Below are 20,421 nucleotides of genomic sequence, written 5' to 3'. Positions count from 1 at the left end.
ATCGGCTTGGAAAGCCGAGCGACACTGCCCCGTAGCGAAACTTGTCAAAAGTTTCGGCACCCACCATAGTCGGCCAGCTTTCCAAGCTGGAACCGCCAGTGTTGAACGCCCCATTCTCAGTGCCCCCAAAACACCCTCGCTTCGACAATCCAACCACATCCTGCGCCATCGGCTTGGAAAGCCGAGCGACAATGCCCCGTAGCGAAACTTGTCAAAAGTTTCGGCACCCACCATAGTCGGCCAGCTTTCCAAGCTGGAAACGCCAGTGTTGAACGCCCCATTCTCAGTGTCCCCAAAACACCCTCGCTTCGACAATCCAACCACATCCTGCGCCATCGGCTTGGAAAGCCGAGCGACAATGCCCCGTAGCGAAACTTGTCAAAAGTTTCGGCACCCACCAACATTCGCGTCACCGCTTCCATCTGGCTTGCCGCGGCGGATTCGACGCACCGCCCCGCCTCATTTGCCATTTTTCAACTGTCAATTTTACTTTTTCAATCCTTCCGCCGGATGCTCGTTTTAAGCGGATAGGAACCGTGGCTAACGCCAAGACGCGACGTTGTGAAACATTGAGAGGCGGCATATTACTTGCGTTTCGCAGTCGCGCTCGCCAGAGCATGGATGGTTGACTCGCAAATGCGAATCACCACCTTCTCGCGAAGGTTACTACGAAACAGTTTCGCTTAGCACGCTGGTTCGTCTCCTCTTGGTCGCGATGGAATGCTGAGCCGAGTGATAAACGAGTTCGCGAACCACCGAGAACCAACTTGGGTATACCGTGTCACGATACGGCGAATCGCTCGGCAAAGCTTCCATTAACCGCCGATGTGCGATGCCCAAGTTGTGATAGGGCATACGGGGAAAGAGGTGATGCAGTCCGTGGTACCGCATCCCCAGTGGAAACAACAACTCGGTCAACACGGCGACTCCAGTGACGTTGGTGGAATCAAAGACTTGAGTCTCATGCGACACGGCATGCCCCTGGCTCAAGTAGCGATGGGCCGCAAGTGTACGAAGATGATTGAGCCCCAACGACAGGGCAGCGAGTGCATAGAGCAGCGGGACGCGGCTCCAATCATTGATACCGACGACGCACAGCACAAAGATCGCCCATGCTCGTAAACTGCACGCTAAATCCATAAACGCCCATGCCCGCAGCGGGGCGTGAGCAGAAATCTTTCTGCGATAACGAAAATCGATCACAAAGGAAGAGGCTCGCTCGAGCGTCCAGCGGCGAAGTCGGGGGTGCAGAAACGTCAGCGGTGTCAATAAAAAACGCAACGTAATGAAAATCGGTTGTAGTAGTATTTGGAAAAGAAATATACCAATATGACGCAGCGGTCCCGTACCAAGCGGCAAATATTCGCCGTCTTGATGGGTACCGTAATGACGTGCATTGTGATGGTCGTTGTGACTCTCGTAGAAAAACGAGGGCGTCAACATTGGGATCCCCGCTAACAAGTCCCACACGATACGAAAACGACGCATCTCACCTGAGCGGAAATGGACAATTTCGTGCATGAACGATGCCACGCGGTAGAGTGCGATAGCGGCAATCGGCCAACTGATCCACTGTTGCAGCGAGAACAGCGGCGATTGCAGGTAAATCGCGGCAAATCCGTAAGCAATCAACAAGCTGACCGAGAAATCGAGCCAGTACAGCAGGGGTTTGGGCTGAAACAGGTCTGCGACGATCGGGCGTGCTTGGACGGGAAACGAGGAGTGAGCGGAGCGTGTTGCGGTCATCAGTCGTGGTGCGAGATTCGTGGTGAAGGCCGATAAACGGGACAGACAATTCACATGGATAGAGTGGTTGTTGGCGGATCCAATCCGCCATTAATCCTGTACTGCTATCGTTGAATAGATAAGAGCTCTTTTTCTGCACTGGATCGTGAGCACATCGTGTTCCAGATAGTCCGATCTCACCGACAAAACATTATCGAAAATATATGATTTCGGAATGCTAGGACGGAGCCATGCTCCCTCGCGAGTGGGTGTTCGGTGCAGTCTTCTGGTAACTTTGTTCCGACACCCCGGTTCCTACGCAACATCATGTGCTGTCGTTATTCTGCACAGTGACTGTCGCTGCCGCATCTAATCTCGGCGCACGCCAGCGGCTCGGAAAGCCGAGCGACAATGTTGCCCGTAGCGAAACTCGTCAAGAGTTTCGGCACCCGCCAACATCCCACGAACCCCGCGTCGTCGGCCGTGATACCAAACGCAAAGCATTGAAAAGGTGAAATTGTAAATTGACAATTGAAAATTGCTGGCCTCTCAGCCACGGACGTGGCGATAGCACGTAGCCTTGGACGCGAGGCCCAAGGAACGCTTCACCCTCCCGGCGCAGCCGGGAGGGTCGGAAAACGAGCCTTCGGCGAGTTTTCCGGGGAGGGCAACGTGGCAGTGGAAACCGAAGTTCCATCAACAAGCCGTCAAAAGTTTCGACAAGCGCCAACATGCCACGAACCCCGCATCTTCCCGTAGCGGAACTCGTCAAGAGTTTCGGAACCGCTGCCCTTTCGACGAACGCTGTGGTACTCGGGACGCTCTCATGCCGGTAACCGCAAAACATTGAAAAGGTGAAATTGACAATTGAAAATTGCTGGCCTCTCAGCCACGGACGTGGCGACAGCACGTAGCCTTGGGCGCGAGGCCCAAGGACACTGGCCAAACTAGATTCGCAAAGCCCCGGAAGGGGCGACAGCAAAACCCCGCCGAAAGTTCCGACGTTGCATCTAACGCCGTTCGCAGACGTCCCTCTCGCTCCGACAATCCAACCACACCACACGTAAGCGTCGCTCACGCCGCGGCATCTAACCTCGACTTTCACCGTGCTCGCAACACGGGGACAGGCACGCGGAGGACGCGGGGGCACCCATAAGACGCGGCGGTTTGGTTCGTAATAACGAATACGGTTGACTCTCTGCTGCGAGTGCCCGATTCCATCGCGTCAGTGGGCCCGGTTGGCGATGCGGGGTCGGCGGGATCCGGCACACTGGTCGATGGCAAACGAGATCGGCGAAACACCCCCCGAACGAAGTTTTGTTGGCCGAGATGATGGAGCGTCTCGCGTTCTGGTATCAGTTTTTGTTAATAAAGCCGCGATAAATATCTCGTGAAAATTTCCGGGGAAGGTGTTGCACACCACTCGAGGGGGCGGTCTATTCGGGGAATCAGTTCATTTCGTCATCCGCCAAAACATGCCGTTTTGCGTCAACGAAATTCCCCCAACTCGGAGCTGACTTGATGGCCATTGGATCTTCTGAAGTCCGCGTGACATCCCCGCGAAATCGCCGTCGGAAACAAAGAGGTTTCCGAATGGCGAAGGCCAGGAGACTGCTGATTGAGTCGCTCGAGTCACGCCAACTTTTGGCCGGTGACGTGGTGTTCGTCAGCAGTGATACCGGGGGCACGATTGGCGGTATCGATTTCAGCAACGAAGACATCTTGGCTTACGAGCAGAGCAGTGGGAAATGGTCGCTGTACTTTGACGGCAGCGATGTTGGATTGTCTAACAAAAACGTCGACGCATTTCATGTGAATCAAAACGATGGCACGATTCTGTTGAGTGTCAGTATCGCGACCACGGGAGTTCCCGGTCTGGGGCGTGTCGAGGACTCCGACATCATCCGCTTTACCCCGACCCAACTTGGGCCCGGTACCTCCGGAACCTTTGATTTCTACCTAGATGGCAGCGATGTGGGGCTGTCCCCCGGCAGCGAAGACATTGATGCGATCTCGCTGGACGAAAACGGCAACCTGATCATCAGCACGATCAATAACTACATCGTTCCTGGATCGTCAGGCAATCTTTCGGGCACGAACGCGGACTTGTTGTTGTTTACCGGCAACACGGGCAGCGACAATAACGTTGGCACATGGTCGACCTATTTTGATGGTTCGGACATTGGTCTGACCACGTCCCAGGAAGCAATCTTCGGAGCCTCGGTGCAAGTCGTTGGACCAACGACGCTGGTGCATCTGACGACCAAAGGTGCGTTTAACGTTCCCGGTCTGAGTGGTGATTTCAACGACATCATCGAGGTCGATGTCAATACGTTGGGCGACAACACGACGGCGAATTCGATCACCTTGGCGGTCGACGTTGGCTCGCTTGGGTTGCCGACAACCAACCTTGACGGGGTTCAAATCGGAGACTTTGTCGGCAACGAAGTTTTCCAGGGACTCGACTTTTTCTTCAGCAGTGAAGGGGGCGGATCGCTTGGCGGTGTCAGTTACTCGGATGACGACATTTTGCGATTCGACTCGACGACCGGATCCACTTCGATGTTCTTTGATGGCTCCGATGTGGGCGTCACAATGGATGTCGACGGCTTCGTGGTCGAATCGGACACCCAGATTTTGTTCAGTCTCGGGTCGTCACAATCGCTGCCTGGGATTGGCTTGGTTGAGGGAAGCGACATTGTACGGTTTACCGGCACGCTGGGCGAAAACACGTCGGGCACCTTTACCATGATCTTTGACGGATCGGACGTGGGCTTGGACGGCTATTATGAGAATGTCGACGGGATCGCGATCGATCCGGTGTCAGGCAATCTGGTGATCAGCACTAACGGTGACTTTAGTGTTCCGGGAAGCAGCGGCACTGTCACGGGCAACAGTCGCGATCTGTTGATGTTCAACGACACCTTGTTGGGCGCGACCACGGCCGGCACATTTTCGATTTTCCAAAATGGAGCGTCGGTTGGACTGAATGCCACCTCCGAAGATGTGACCGGGATTTGGATCGATCCGGTCGGTCTGGATACTTTTGTCAACACGAACGGCAACTATTCTGTTCCTGGTTTGAGCGGCACCGGAGCCGATATCTTTTCTCCAGTCATCCCGCAGCGGCTGTTGGATTCGACGAAAAACGACATTGGCAGCCTGCCGATCGACGGCATTCACGTCGCCGTGCAAAATCGGCCTCCCGAAATCGTTAGCGATGGCGGCGGTGATACAGCCAGCGTCAACGCGGATGAGAATCAAACGTTTGTCACGGATGTGAATTCAACGGATCCCGATGGCGATGTCGAGGGCGCCGGATTGAGCTACGCCATCACCGGCGGTGCGGACGCGACGTTATTTAGCGTCAGTAGCAGCAGCGGATTTTTGACGTTCAATTCGGCTCCCAATTTTGAGAATCCGACTGACAACGGTGCCGATGGCACCTACGAAGTCGAAGTCACGGTGACCGATTCCGGTGGCCTGAGCGATTCTCAACTCATCTCGGTCACGGTGGATGACGTCAACGACGCACCGGTGATCACCAGCGACGGTGGCGGCGTCACCGCGGCAGTCGATGCCGCGGAAAACCAAACTGCGGTCACCACGGTCACCGCGACTGACGAGGACTTACCCGCCCAAAACCTGACGTTTTCGATCACCGGGGGGGCGGATGCCGGGTTGTTCGGGATCACCGCGGGCGGCATCCTGACCTTCAACGCCGCACCCGATTTTGAAAATCCTGCCGACACGGGCGGCGACAATGTTTATGACGTCGAGGTCACTGTGACCGACGACGGGGTGCCTAACCTGACCGATATCCAAGCCATCGCGGTGACCGTTACCAACGTCAACGACGCCCCGGTGATCACCAGCGACGGAGGCGGCGCCACCGCGGCGGTCGACGCCGCAGAAAACCAAATCGCAGTCACGACGGTCACCGCCACAGACGAGGACTTGCCCGCCCAAACATTGACGTTTTCGATCACCGGGGGTGCCGATGCCGCGTTATTTGGGATCACCGCGGGCGGCATCCTGACCTTCAACGCTGCACCCGATTTTGAAAATCCTGCCGACTTCGATGGCGACAATGTTTATGACGTCCAGGTCACCGTAACCGATGACGGGGTACCGAACCTGAGCGACGTTCAAGACATCGCGGTAACCGTGACCGATGCCAATGATGCCCCGGTGATCACCAGCGATGGAGGCGGCGCCACCGCGGCGGTCGATGCCGCAGAAAACCAAACCGCAGTCACCACGGTCACCGCTAGCGATGAAGACTTGCCCGCCCAAAGCCTGACGTTTTCGATCACCGGGGGTGCGGATGCCGGGTTATTCGGGATCACCGCGGGCGGCGTTCTGACCTTCAACGCCGCACCCGATTTTGAAACCCCCGCCGACTTTGATGGCGACAATGTTTATGACGTCCAGGTCACCGTGACCGATGACGGGGTACCGAACCTGAGTGACGTTCAGGACATTGCGGTGACCGTGACAAATGTCAACGAAGCACCGGTGATTACCAGCGACGGCGGCGGAGCCACGGCTGCCGTGGGTGTGGCTGAAAACACCACGGCGGTCACCAACGTCAATGCCAGCGACGACACCGACAGCGAGGGTTCCGGGCTGACTTATAGTCTGACCATGGTCGGTGGTGGTGGCACCGACAACAGCTTCTTTACGCTAAACACAGCGACGGGGGTGCTGACGTTTACAGTCGCGCCCGACTTTGAAACACCCGCTGACGACAACGGTGACAACGATTACGAAGTCCAAGTCACCGTGACTGACTCTGGTTTGTTGACCGATATGCAGGACATTACGGTCACCGTCACCGACGTGATCGAGAATGACCCGCCTGTCATCACCAGCGACGGCGGGGGAGCCACTGCGGCAATTGACGTTGCCGAAAACAGCACCCCGGTTACCGATGTTCAGTCGACGGACGACAACGACAGTGAAGGTGCCGGACTGACTTATAGTTTTACCACGGTCGGCGGTGGTGGCTCCGACAACAGCTTCTTTACGCTTAATACGGCGACGGGGTTGCTGACGTTTACAGTCGCGCCCGACTTTGAAACACCCGCTGATGACAACGGTGACAATAATTACGAAGTTCAAGTCACGGTCACCGATAGCGGTCCCGGTCCGGCACTGACCGATTTTCAAGACATCACCGTGACGGTGACCGACGTCGATCCCGAATCCATGGCGGTGGACGATTCCTACAGCGGCATCATCGGCAACGTCGGGCTGGACGTTCCGGCAGCCAATGGCTTGTTGAGCAATGATTCCGGTGGTCCCGCCGCAGTGACCGCAGTGAACGGCGGAGCCAACGTCGGCATTGCCACCGCGACCACCCATGGCACCGTCACGGTGCAAGCGGACGGCAGCTTCTTGTACGAACCGAATGCGGGCAATCTGCTGGCGGATTCGTTCACTTACGAGCTTGATACCGCCACCACCGCGACGGTGAATTTGACGTTCGGTACCGATCTGGTTTGGTTCATCGATGCCACGCCTAGCGGATCGGGTAACGTCGGCACGCTAAGCGATCCCTTCACCACGTTTCCCGACTATCACGGCGTTGCTGCCGATGGCGACAAAGTTTTTATTGCCGAGGGCAGCTATACCGGTCCGTTAAATCTGGACAACAACACGATCGTGATCGGCGAAGGGGCCGTTAGTGGGCCTGTCATTTTTGTCATCGTGGTCGACTCGACTGCGACGCTGCTAGAGGTTACCGAGCCGACCGATTCTCGCGACCTGCCCGGCGTCGATGGAACCGCGCCAGTGATCACTTCGGCCACCAACGGAATCAACTTGGCCCAGGGAAATACGATTCGCGGCGTGGACGTCGGCAACACCACCGGCACAGGGATCTCCGGCGGCGCGGTGGGATCGTTGACGATCAGCGACGTTTCCATTACTGGCAGCGGCGCCGGAGTCGATATCGGAACCTCAGGAACACTGGACGTCAGTTTTGACGAGATCTCATCGAGCAACGCAGCGGGAATCGATTTGGTCGGCGTCTCGGGAAGTTTTCAGGTCGCCACGGGAACGATCGATTCCGGAGCTTCCACTGCAGTCAATATTGTCGGCCTGCCCGTCAATCTTGGCGTGACCTTGACCAGTGTTTCCTCTGACGGCGCAACCAATGGCATTGTGATCAACAACACGACGGGGAATTTTACGATCACCGGCGACGGAAGCAACACGCAAAACGGTTCGGGCGGCACGATCGCCAATAGCACCAGCCACGGTATTCTGTTGACCAACACGCAAGGGATTTCGTTCACGTCGATGGACTTGGACAGCCCGGGGGACTCGCTCGCCGAACATGGACTGTTGGCGACCAATATTCAAGGCAACAACTTGTTCCGCGCCGGGCGGGTGACCGGCATCGGGCACACCAGCGGCGATGGGATTTCAATTAACAATACCAATACAAATCTCAGCCTCTTTGAAATCAATAACACCCTGTTCACTGGCGTCCCATCGGGAGGGAACGACGGCATTATCGTTCAAGCCCACGGCAACTCGACGATGCGAGTCGACGTGCTGAACAATTCCACATTTGATTCACTCAACGGCGATGGCGTCCAGGCCACTTCGAATGACACTTCGAATTTGACCGTCAATCTGAAGAACTCGCAATTCAATACCGATACTGGCGGCATCGATGGCGGGGCGAGTGGTGGCGTATCGCGGGTCACGTTTTCCTCGACCGGCGCTTCGACGTTGACCACGGTGGTCGAAGACAATGTGTTTGACGACACCGGCACGCAAACCGGCGCACTGCCGGTCAGCACTCAAGTCGGCGTTTTGGATTACGTCGCGAATGACAGCTCGAACTTGATCGCCAGGATTCGTGGTAATGTGATTTTCGGAGTAGACCAGGAGCAGGGGATTCGTGTGGTTGGTGATGACAACGCAGCTTCGTTGGATGTGATCATTGACGACAACGACATCAACGATATTCAAAATCAGGACGCAATTTTTGTCTACATCCGTGACGCAACCCAATTGGCCAACATTAGCATCACCAACAACGACATCGGCACCGGTCCCGACGGCGCCGTCGGTGGCGGCGACGACCAACCGATCATCGGACATGGTATTCAGGTGCGAGTGCAATCACGCAATACGGTCAACGGTGGCGGAACGAATCCCAACACCCCGATCGTGACGAATCTGCTGATCAGCGGCAATGATATCGTCAACAACGACTCCGACGAGACGATTGATTTGGAATCCGAGGTGGACAATCCCGATGGCGCCAGTGCCAATCCTGCCGCGACACTCAATGCCACCGTGACCGGAAACAACCTGGTGAATTTGGGCAGCGGCGACGAATTGGAAGCCGACTCCGAAGACGGCGTCAATACCGGCAACGGTCATGGCCCGTCGCTGCTGTGTTTGAATATGTCCGGAAACATACTCAATGCGGGTGCCGGAACGGTCGTGGTCGATGAAGACGGGGCAAGCGGTGTGGATGCACAGCTGAGTATCGTGCAAGCGGATCAGGCAACGCTGGCGTCGGCCAACGGCATCCCCACCATCAACGTCACCATTGCGGGCACGCCAAGCTTTGGCGCCGCGGCGTGTCCCACCCCGACGCACGCGGGCAGTCCTGCGTTGATGGCGGACGGTGGACAAGCAGCGGGGGCCGCCGCCAGTTTAACCGCAGCGGACTTGACCAGGGTTGTGGATGAGGCGAAATCGCGGTTTGCCGCTGTCGGGCTGTCGGCGTCCCAGATGCAATTGTTGGGAACCGTCACCTTCGCGATTGCCGATCTTGACGATGCCCGACTCGGCGAAACCTTTGTATCGAGCATCCGGATCGACGCGGACGCCGCAGGCTATGGCTGGTACGTCGACGCCATCCCAAGTGATGACAACGAGTTTGATGTTGACCAGGGCGGCAATCAGTACCAGGCCAGCCGCGGTGAAGCCGCCGGTCGGATTGACTTGTTGTCGGTGGTGATGCACGAGATCGGTCACGCGTTAGGGCTGCAACATGCAGACGAAGGGCTGATGTCTGACTCGCTCGAAATCGGAACACGCCGTTAACCGACCGCTCATGACGAGGTCTTCGCAAACCAGAATTGGTAACCCACGACTTGATAGAGGTATGAATTCCTGATGAGTGTTCGAAATCAATCCGCGGATACAGAAACACCGGTGTTGGACAATCGCCCCGGCTTCGTTCTCAGCACGTTTACGAAACATCTCGATGACCGTTTCGTGATTCGGCTCGACTCGGGGGATTCACGTTCGGTTCAGCTGGTCGAGGCCAGTGCAAGTCCTCAGAATCAATCCGAGGATGCCACCAACTTTTGTTTAGTCTTTCACGACTCCGGCGCATCGCTGGCTAACTATTTGCCTCAAGCCTCGTACGCATTGGAACACGAGCAACTCGAAACCCACCGCTTGTTCCTGGTACCGATCGGTCCCAGCCAAGATGGCGAGGGGATCCTTTACGAAGCCGTTTTTGCCAGTCCCACTTGACGGCGGGCTCAACCCGTTCAAAGCGTTTCATTCCCCTCCAACAGAACAGGAACACCTTCATGTCCGAGCCCTTTTTGGCGGAAGTGCGAATCGTGGGGTTTAGCTTCCCTCCCCGAGGCAACGCATTTTGCGATGGTCAGATCCTGCCGATTAACCAGAACCAATCGTTGTATTCGCTTCTTGGCACGACTTACGGCGGCGATGGCCGCAGTACGTTTGCGTTGCCCGAATTGCGAGGCCGTGTGCCGATTCATGTTGGCAATAGCGAAACGACCGGCAGCACGAATCATCCGTTAGGACACAAAGCGGGATCGCAAAATGTCACGCTGACGTTGGGCCAGATACCGGCTCACACGCACACGGTGATGGGCAGCGGAAACACGGCCACCACCAATGACCCAGACGATGCAATGCTCGCGACCGTGGCCCAAAATATTTACAACAACGCAGCCTCGTCGCCGCTCGTCGATTTGGCAAACGAAGGCAATACCGTGAACTCTTCCGTCGTCGGCGGAGGGCAATCTCATCTGAATGAGCAGCCCTACCTTGCCGTCAATTTTATCATTGCACTTCAAGGTCAGTTCCCGTCTCGAAACTGAGCCTTCACCCATTTAAATCGAATCCGGAGAATTTACGATGTCGGAACCCTACGTCGGTCAAATTGCGATGTTCGCTGGGAATTTTGCCCCGCGCGGCTGGGCGTTTTGTGACGGTCAATTGTTGCCCATCTCAAACCACGATGCGCTGTTTTCGTTGTTCGGAACGATCTATGGGGGCGACGGCCGGACGACGTTCGGCTTGCCCGACCTGCGTGGCCGACTTGCCATGCATGCTGGCAACGGGCCTGGGTTAGACGAACGACGCTTAGGAACCAAGTCGGGAGCGGAAACTGTGACCTTGTCCACGCCCCAAATTCCACCGCATCGGCACCAGTGGAAAGCGACCAGTGCGGTTGGCAATTCTGGCTCGCCCTCCGGTGCACTGCTGGCACAGGCACAATCCGATATCTATGTCGACAATGTCGACGATGGATCCCAGCAACTGCATAACGCCGTCGTTGTGCCCAAGGGAGGCAGTCAATCGCACACGAATCTCATGCCGTTTTTGTGCATTCACTTCATTGTTTCGCTCGTTGGCCTTTATCCATCTCGTACCTAAACCCGCCCCCCTATTTTGGAACTCGAACATGTCTGAGCCCTTTGTTGCGGAAGTCAAAATCTTTGCCGGTAACTTCGCTCCCCGTGGCTACGCATTTTGCAACGGTCAACTGCTGCCGATTAGCCAAAACACCGCCTTGTTTTCACTCATTGGGACGACCTACGGCGGTGATGGGCGAACCACAACCGCACTGCCCAATTTGCAAGGCCGCGCACCGATGCATCCAGGCCGTGGTCCCGGTCTAAACGATCGCAGATTAGGCGAAAGAGGAGGCGTTGAAACTGTCACCCTTACCGAAACGGAGATGCCCAATCACAACCATCGGCTGACGGCCAGCGGCGAAGCGGAAGGTGAGGATAACGATTCCGCAGGAAACTATACCGGGCAAAATGGAATCTACGCCGCGGCTGGGAATGCCCAGCCGATGTCCGACCGGTCGCTTGAAAATCAAGGTGGCAATCAACCCCACGACAATATGCAGCCCTACTTGGCCCTAAGTTACATCATCGCGCTAACAGGTAGGTATCCGAGTCGAGCCTGATCGGCGGCAACGGATTGCACTTGTGATGAGTTAATGAAAAACAATACAGGAGTAAGTTTGATGTCTCTCGAGAAAAAAACGCCTCGCCGTGACTTCCTTGTAACCACCACCGCGATTGCGGCCACCTGTGCTGCGGCAGTTCAAGCTCCTCGCGGTACCGCAAGCGAAGATGTTGTTCCACCGCCGCAGTCGCGAGCGGGCATGACGGCCGCTGACTTCTGCGAACGGATCGGCCAGAGTTTTCACGTTGAAAATTCCTACGGTGTCCGATCGAGACAACACGCCACGCTGGTGCTCGAACAGGTGATTCCTCACCGGCACGACCCACAGCGTCCTGGACATCTGCGTCCCCGCGGCTACTCCTTAGTCTTTTCGCCGCAAAACAACGAACGTCTCGAGAGCCAGACGCATCGTTTTCAGACCACCGGCATGCCAGCGATTGACATGTTGCTTAATCAAACCACCCCCCCCGGCGCCGCGCGTATTCGCTATGAGGTTGTGGTGAATTAGCGAACGACTTGGTGATCGGACCGTTACTCGATTCTCATAGTGAACCCCATGAATATCTCCTATCGACCCATTGCGGATTCCGACTTGGCATTTCTAAACCAAGTGTACGCCAGCACGCGGGCTGAGGAGGTTGCCATGACGGGTTGGCCTCTCGAAGAACAGCAAAAATTTTTGCGAATGCAATTTTCTGCGCAGCATACGTATTACCAAGAACATTACTCGGATGCCGCATTTGAATTGATCTTGGTCGATGGCGAGCCTGCGGGGCGACTGTACCTGCAGCGGCGCAGCGACGAGCATCGCGTGGTTGATATCGCACTGCTGCCACCGTTTCGTGGTAAAGGAATCGGCGGCACGATCATGCGTCAAATCTTGGACGAAGCGGACAAGCTCCGTTTGCCGGTGCGGATTCATGTTGAACACAACAATCCGGCCAAACATCTTTATGACCGCTTGGGATTCACAACGGTCGATGACACCGGCGTCTATTGCTTGATGGAACGGTTGCCACGCATCGATGAGTCGCCTCAAAGCAGTTCACCCAACCGCCGAGCCTTCCTGCAAAATGCATCGCTGGTCACCGTCGTAGCAAGCGGATTTGCCGGTGCATCGATGTTTGCGGTCGCAGAGGATGTCGGCAATGAAGCGGGCAACCCTGCGGATACGAACGCTGCTAGTCATCAAGTCAAGAAGCTCGATCTCGGGGTGAAGCCGACCGTGGGTACCGCAGGAGCGGTGCTCGTCCCACGGATTCGCAACACCTACGTCACGTTTCACGCCACGCAGTATGGCGAAGACGGAAATGTGGGGGTGGAGGGGACTGCGGTGATCGAGTTGGCTGTTTGTGTGCAGCGAAAATTCCGCAGCAAAGGGGACGAAGCGACCGCCGAGCATGCAATTGATCTCGAATCACTCGAGCCGTGCGAAGCGTATGAAGTGCTCGATTCGAGTTGGGCTGCGAAATGGAACGGTATTACAGGGGAAGAATCGCAGCAGGAAGGTGACGTTCGTCATCTCATCTTCACTTTTCTCGGCTTCTGTCCCGGTGTCTGTGCCGGAGCGATGCATTTTGAGTGTCTCGCGGCCGACGCCCAGGTTCACTTTTTGCAAGACGCCTCATTCGACGACGTGCTGTTGTACATCGACCTACTCGAGACGAGCAGCTAGAGCCAGCACCCGCTTCCCCCTTCCCCCGTAGCGAAACTCGTCAAGAGTTTTGGCACCGCTGCCCTTTCGACGAACGCTGTGGTACTCGGGACACTCTCATGCCGGTAACCGCAAAACATTGAAAAGGTAAAATTGTAAATTGACAATTGTAAACTGACAATTGAAAATTGCTGGCCTCTCAGCCACGGACGTGGCGACAGCACGTAGCCTTGGACGCGAGGCCCAAGGACACCGGCTTGGTACACCAATCGCTAGATGGTTTTCCTCATTACTCTTTCCCACAATTCCCTTTCGAGGAAAACCAATCATGTCAATGAAAAGCCTTGCGGATGCGTTTTACGATGAGCTTCGTGATGCACTGAGTGCCGAGAAACAGTTGGTCAAAGCGCTGCCAAAGCTGGTCAAAAACGCGTCATCGGACAAGCTGAAAGAAGCCCTTGAGAAGCACCTGCATGAAACCGAGCAACAAGTCGAGCGAGTCGAGAAGGCGTTCGAGGAAACCGGCAAGACGGCTCGGGCAAAGACCTGCGAAGCGATGAAGGGCTTGATCACCGAAACGGAAGAGATGCTCAAGGAGGACGCCGACCCGGCGGTCAAGGACGCGGTGATTATCGCCTGTGCTCAAAAGGTCGAGCACTACGAAATCGCGACCTACGGCACGCTTTGCACCTGGGCGAAATCGCTCGGCTATGACAACGCATTGAAGTTGTTGAAACAGACGATCGATGAAGAAGAGAATGCCGACAAGAAATTGTCGGAACTCGCCGAGTCGGTGAACAAAGACGCAATGGCAGTCGGCTAAGGTCAGTCCGGAAAAGGGAGTCTTCGCTACGCAAGAGCAGCCGATCGCCGGATCTCTCGCGTAGCGAAACTCGTCAAGAGTTTCGGCCGTCATTGTCGGCCAGCTTTCCAAGCTGGTACCGTGGGCGTTGGCCGCACGTTTTTTCATTGCAGCTGTCTCTCCCGCCCTGGCGTCTAACCACACTCACACGCCAACGGCTTGGAAAGCCGAGCGACATTGCTTCCCGTAGCGAAACTCGCCAAGAGTTTCGGCAGCATAGTCGGCCAGCTTTCCAAGCTGGAACCGTGAGCGTCGAGCTCACCCTTCGCATTGCAGGCGTCTAACCACTCTCACACGCGAACGGCTTGGAAAGCCGAGCGACTATGTATCCCCGTAGCGAAACTCGTCAAGAGTTTCGGCCGTCATTGTCGGCCAGCTTTCCAAGCTGGAACCGTGAGCGTCGAGCTCACGTTTCTCATTGCAGTTGTCTTTCTCCTTGCGGCGTCTAACCACTCCCGCACGCCAACGGCTTGGAAAGCCGTGCGACAATGTATCCCCGTAGCGAAACTCGCCAAGAGTTTCGGCCGTCATTGTCGGCCAGCTTTCCAAGCTGGAACCGCGAGCGTTGGCCGCACGTTTTTCATTGCAGCTGTCTTTCTCGCTGCGGCGTCTAACCACACTCGCACGCCAACGGCTTGGAAAGCCGTGCGACAATGTTTCCCCGTAGCGAAACTCGCCACGAGTTTCGGCAGCATCCTCGGGCAGCTTTCCAAGCTGGAACCGCGAGCGTCGAGCGCACGTTTCTCATTGCAGTTGTCTCTCACGCTGCGGCGTCTAACCACTCTCGCACGCCAACGGCTTGGAAAGCCGTGCGACTTTGCTTCCCGTAGCGGAACTCGTCAAGAGTTTCGGCCGTCATTGTCGGCCAGCTTTCCAAGCTGGAACCGCGAGCGTCGAGCTCACCCTTCTCATTGCAGGCGTCTCTCTCGCTCCGACAATCTAACCACTCTCGCACGCCAACGGCTTGGAAAGCCGAGCGACTTTGCTTCCCGTAGCGAAACTCGCCGAAAGTCTTGACGACATCCGCTACCAAGACGCTCGCTGCGTTGCATATCTACGCCTCTGGAGGTCGCTGTCGGCAAAATCGTCAAATTCGGCACAAGCGGAAGCGTCTGGGATGCCGAATACCTCTCTGGATGGCGTGGTTTTTGTCTGCCGGAGGGGGCACCTCGAACGAGACTCCGGAAAATCAGTGGTTTTTGCGCAGTTTTAATCAAGCTGCTACAAGGATGTGTCCCATGACGTGTTCGTTTCGGTATTGGTTTAGCCTCGTGCTTGTGGTCGCGATCGCGGGATGTTCATGGCGTCGCAGCGAACGCAGCCACCATTTCCTCGATTCCACCTTCGGCGAGCGGCACACCGGACACCATTCGCCCGATTCCGTTCTGCACCTCGCATCGGAACTGACCCGTATCGAAGACGAAATCCGGCGTAACGGTTCGATCACCGTCAAAGCTCCTGACGTCTGGGGCGATGCGAACTTGATGAGTTCGATTCAAGAATACGAAAGCGTGATGGCAGACAGCGTCAACGATTTTGACGAGGTCCTCTCTGCCTATCTGGCCCGAAGCGATCAAGCCGAATTTCAATCGGCAACCGGAGTGGCAGCAGGGGCCGCCGGCGGGTTTGCTGCCGATACCGGTGCACCGACGCCTCTGACCCAGCAACAAGTCAACCAGCTGGTGTTGCCGGCGGTGGGCGGAAGCTCGGGAGCCAACATCCCCAACCAATTGCCAAGCGATCTGCTGCAAAAATTGATTACCGCAGCACCACCGAAAAAGCCAAATGTCGGAGTCGAGCCGACGGAGTTGTTGCGGCAAGAATCGACTTACATTCAAGTCAACCAAGCGTTGCGGCGGCGAAACATGGGTGACGAACGGAGTCGCCAAGCCGGTTACGGACTGTACAAGTTCCGGGTGCCGATCTCGGTGCTGCCCGGCCGGCAAACGCACGAAGGCTATTCCGCCGTCGTCAACATGCGTGCTCGATTGGCCGTCGATGCAGCCCACCTGCGGTACACCTTTCCAAAATTGGTGGTCGCCGATGTCGTCGATGATCTGTCGGTCTACATCCATGGCAACTGGGAGAAATTTACCGCCGAAGGAGCGAAGTGTGCAGAAGATGGGAAATCAGTTCGCTCGCAGGTCGGCGCTTACACCGATTCATCGACTGAGCCTACAAAAGTTCGGGTTCATAACGCCGACTCCCGTTTGCAAGATAGGTTTTTTGAGGAAAAAAGTCTCTATAACCAAGATCCCGTTGTCGTACCAGAAATTCAAACCGAGGAGACCTACGGACCTGATAGTGTGAGTGCGATCGTGAAGCTGGCAAAATGCCAGTTCAAAGACGGACAACCCAAGCTGGCAGAGCTTCGGCATTTCTTGTTCGAGAATTTGACTCAGCAATATGAAATGCTCCGCCGCCAAAACCTGTTGTCACTGGCGTATGACGACCCGGCTTATCCGACCCCGTATGTGATCGCCGACGCGGCCAACGACGTGGCCAAGGGATGCGACGTCACGTCGGCCCGCTGTGCTTGGGTAAACGTGGCATCGTCAGAAACCTGCATCGGTGAAAACGCACTCATCGCTTGGCCGTTGGCACTGCAAGCCGGTCTACTCGACCATAACATCAAGCGAATGATCGAAGGCTTGGCGCTGGAAGGTAAAATCAGTCAATCCGATGCGGCGCTCGCCGAGAGCGTCTACTTCTTTCAAGAAGAAGTCACACCGAACGAAGAGGTCGTGCGGTTGTGGGAGATGGTCATCCAGGAAAACTTCCCCGTTCACGTCTTCGCCCTCGATCCTCAAGTCGAAGAACAGAATGTGTACGATGCCTTCAGCCGTCGCCGCGAGATGCAGATCGCACTGGCGATCTCGGTCGCTCGCGGCTCACTCAATACCGCACAGCGTGTGGACATGAGTCGTCAATTAGCCCTCGATATGGCATCGATCGATCTGAATCGCACCGCAGTCGCCTTCAGCCACGATAATGACACGTTTGGATGGTACTTCTATCCGCGTGTGCAATCACCGCCGCAGGAGCGAAATAATGTCGCTGCGCTGGCGCGTCTGATCTGGTCCACCGGCCCGACCGAACATTACGACCAGAAACACCTGTCGTTAGAACCCGGAATGCGTGAATGCGAAGTGTTGATTGCGATGCCCAGCTTCGTACCGCACGTCGAGTTTGACGTCACCACGAACTGGGAACGACTGACCAAGCCAGGAGCGACGAAGCAGAGTTACGAGGAGATGGTCGCGTTGGGCGGCCGCATCCATCGGCTTCGCGGCAATTTGCGTGAGGCCAAGGATGCTCAGTGTTTCCGTCCTGGCGACTATGCTCGTCTGATCAGCCGAGTCGACCAGTTAGAGAAAATGTTGTCGCTGCAATCGTACGAGGTCAACGTGCCTTACGCCTACGAGCAATCCGGCACGACGTTATTCAACAAAGGCGACGTGCAGCTGCGTCCAGTGCTGCATGGCGTTTATGGACTCGATTATGTCACCACCGAAGAAGACGAAGGCAAAACGACCCATTTCTTTTTGCAGGGCCGAAATTTCCATCCCACACTCACGCACGTGATCGTCGGCGGAGCGGAGAGCAACAGCTACAGTTCCGAAACCGAAGCGAGCGTGCAGGTGATCAGTCGTGAACTGATCCGGGTGAAGGTGAACGGTTTATCCGCGAAGCTGAGTGCGAAAGACAAGTTTGTGGTTCGCTGCGGAACACCGGCCGGATTGTCCAATCCGCTTTGGGTTGATGCAAAGGCTGCTACGCCGCCGAAAACGACTGCCCCCGATTTCGCTTTGAACAACACCGCAACACTGAGCGGCACGATGAAAGTGTCCGACACCGGAGCCGTTGACGAGGTCCTCTGGAACGAACGCTGCAACCTGCAAGATTCGATCCGCATCGAGTATAGTGGCGAGCACCCATTGCCATTGCACGGCACCGTCGAGGTGATCGCCAAGTTCAAGATCAAAGACAGCAGCGGAGACGCGAGTGCGGTGTCGTTGCCAGTGTCTGCGATATTCCGAGACGGCAACACGATCGAGTTGAGCTGTCAACAAATGCGTCAAGAGATAGACGCTGCACTCCGTGGCACGTTGCATGCGACCAAGGACTACGAGATCGCCAAAGGCAACCTATTGCTGCGATTTGGTGAGTGGCCGTTTATCTCGGTTGGAGGCGAGTTGACGATGAAAGTCGTCCATGCCTCATGTTGTCCGGCCCCTGAGATACTACCACAGGTCGAAGGGCATCAGGCAGTGCCAGCGGCACCCGCGCAGAAGGACGCTGCTCAGCTTCCCTCGCCCGCCGCGGCCCGCCGCCTGCCCGTCCCCGTAGCGAAATTTTCCCCGTAGCGAAATTTTCGTAGCGAAACTCGCCAAGAGTTTCGGCCGTCTTCCTCGGCCAGCTTTCCAAGCTGGAACCGTGAGCGTAGAACGCACCATTTTGCATTGCAGGCGTCTAACCACTCTCGCACGCCAACGGCTTGGAAAGCCGAGCGACAATGTTTCCTCGTAGCGGAACTCGTCAAGAGTTTCGGCCGTCATTGTCGGCCAGCTTTCCAAGCTGGAACCGCGAGCGTCGAGCTCACCCTTCTCATTGCAGGCGTCTCTCTCGCTCCGACAATCTAACCGCTCTCGCACGCCAACGGCTTGGAAAGCCGTGCGACAATGCTTCCCCGTAGCGAAACTCGTCAAGAGTTTCGAAACGGCTACCCTTTCGACGAACGCTGTGGTACTCGGGATGCTCTCGTGCCGGCAACCGCAAAACATTGAAAAGGTGAAATTGTAAATTGACAATTGAAAACTGCTGACTTTACAGCCATGGATGTGGCGGCAGCACGTAGCCTTGGGCGTGAGCCCAAGGAACGCTTCACCCTCCCGGCAAAGCCGGGAGGGTCGGAAAACGAGCCTTCCGCGAGTTTTCCGGGGAGGGCAATGTGGCTGCGGAAACCAACGCACCCTCGAAAGTCTCGACGACTTCCGCTACGGGCACCCCGCGACTTCGCCACCCGCAAATTTTCAATTTACAATTGTCAATTTAACTTTTTCAATCGGTCCAACCCTTCACCGCCACCGACGCCAGCTACGCCCAGCGGCCTAATAGCCGATTATTTGGATGCACCCGAGTAAACGTGGGTAGGAAGATGGAAGTCGGAAAATGGGGAGGACGCACCGGCGAACCAGAGCTCATCGCTCGAAAGCGTGGCAATCGAAAAGCGGTGGCCGGCCCGCATCACACCAGCCTCCCATAACGCTTCATCTTCCTGCCTCCATCTTCCTACCAAAAACGTCTGTTCGATCGTCGCCTTTTGCTCCGCAAGCGTAGCGTTTCTTCGGCGTACGTCGCGCAGAACGAATGACGATGCTCCACTCTGCCGCCGCCCCATGGACAGCAAGGCACCCCACTCTCCGGGCTTCAGCCTCCCGGCTTCGCCGGGAGGGTCGGAAAACGAGCCATCCGCGAGTTTTCCGGGGAGGGCAATGTGGCTGCGGAAACCAACGCACCCTCGAAAGTCTCGACGACTTCCGCTACGGGCACCCCGCGACTCCGCCACCGGCAATTTTCAATTTACAATTGTCAATTTAACTTTTTCAATCGGTCCAACCCTTCACCGCCACCGACGTCAGCTACGCCCACCGCCCACCGGCCAATAGCCGATTATCCGGCTGCACCTGAGAAAACGTGGGTAGGAAGATGGAGGTCGGAAAATGGGGAGGATGCACCGGCGAACCAGAGCTCATCGCTCGAAAGCGTGGCAATCGAAAAGTGGTGGCCGGCGCGCGTCACACCAGCCTCCCATAACGCTTCATCTTCTTACCTCCATCTTCCTACCAAAGACGTCTGCTCGATCGTCGCCCTTCGCTCCGCAAGCGTAGCGTTTCTTCGGCGTACTTCGCGCAGAACGAATGACGACGATCCACACTGCAGCCGCCCCATGGACAGCAAGGCA

The 20,421-nt window shown here is 56.2% G+C and carries 10 protein-coding genes; 9 read left to right on the top strand and 1 reads right to left on the bottom strand.

The features are described from left to right. Window positions 1–666: 666 nt before the first annotated feature. Window positions 667–1,746 (bottom strand): fatty acid desaturase family protein, encoded by a 1,080-nt coding sequence (locus ABD971_RS12770; protein WP_345322590.1) that lies wholly within the window; start codon window positions 1,744–1,746, stop codon window positions 667–669. Window positions 1,747–3,318: 1,572 nt separating this feature from the next. Between ABD971_RS12770 and ABD971_RS12765 the strand changes: the two genes are divergently transcribed. From ABD971_RS12765 to ABD971_RS12725, 9 genes are all read left to right on the top strand, one after another. Next, complete coding sequence (locus ABD971_RS12765; protein WP_345322588.1) at window positions 3,319–9,801, top strand: beta strand repeat-containing protein; 6,483 nt, start codon at window positions 3,319–3,321, stop codon at window positions 9,799–9,801. 72 nt (window positions 9,802–9,873) lie between these two features. Then, the gene (locus tag ABD971_RS12760; protein WP_345322586.1) at window positions 9,874–10,239 is read left to right on the top strand and encodes a DUF6916 family protein; all 366 of its coding nucleotides are present in this window, start codon (window positions 9,874–9,876) and stop codon (window positions 10,237–10,239) included. A 59-nt stretch (window positions 10,240–10,298) separates the two neighbouring features. Beyond that, entirely contained in the window at window positions 10,299–10,838 is a 540-nt protein-coding gene (locus tag ABD971_RS12755) for a phage tail protein (protein WP_345322584.1), read from the top strand. A 37-nt stretch (window positions 10,839–10,875) separates the two neighbouring features. Beyond that, window positions 10,876–11,397 (top strand): phage tail protein, encoded by a 522-nt coding sequence (locus ABD971_RS12750; RefSeq protein ID WP_345322582.1) that lies wholly within the window; start codon window positions 10,876–10,878, stop codon window positions 11,395–11,397. A gap of 28 nt (window positions 11,398–11,425) precedes the next feature. After that, window positions 11,426–11,938, top strand: a complete 513-nt coding sequence (locus tag ABD971_RS12745) for a phage tail protein (protein ID WP_345322580.1) — start codon at window positions 11,426–11,428, stop codon at window positions 11,936–11,938. Between the two features lie 60 nt (window positions 11,939–11,998). Beyond that, window positions 11,999–12,448 carry a DUF6916 family protein gene (locus ABD971_RS12740; RefSeq protein ID WP_345322578.1) on the top strand — a complete coding sequence of 150 codons (450 nt, stop codon included), beginning with the start codon at window positions 11,999–12,001 and terminating at the stop codon, window positions 12,446–12,448. A 48-nt stretch (window positions 12,449–12,496) separates the two neighbouring features. Continuing rightward, entirely contained in the window at window positions 12,497–13,615 is a 1,119-nt protein-coding gene (locus ABD971_RS12735) for a GNAT family N-acetyltransferase (RefSeq protein ID WP_345322576.1), read from the top strand. A gap of 307 nt (window positions 13,616–13,922) precedes the next feature. After that, a complete protein-coding gene (locus ABD971_RS12730) occupies window positions 13,923–14,417 on the top strand; it encodes a YciE/YciF ferroxidase family protein (protein WP_345322574.1) in 495 nt (164 codons plus the stop codon). Between the two features lie 1,277 nt (window positions 14,418–15,694). Continuing rightward, on the top strand, window positions 15,695–18,823 hold the full coding sequence (locus ABD971_RS12725; RefSeq protein ID WP_345322572.1) for a hypothetical protein: 3,129 nt from the start codon (window positions 15,695–15,697) through the stop codon (window positions 18,821–18,823). The last annotated feature ends 1,598 nt before the right edge of the window (window positions 18,824–20,421 follow it).

Source organism: Novipirellula rosea (assembly GCF_039541335.1).
Lineage (GTDB): Bacteria > Planctomycetota > Planctomycetia > Pirellulales > Pirellulaceae > Novipirellula > Novipirellula rosea.
The sequence above is the reverse complement of the archived record's forward strand: the minus strand, read 5'-3'. Positions and strand labels throughout refer to the sequence as shown.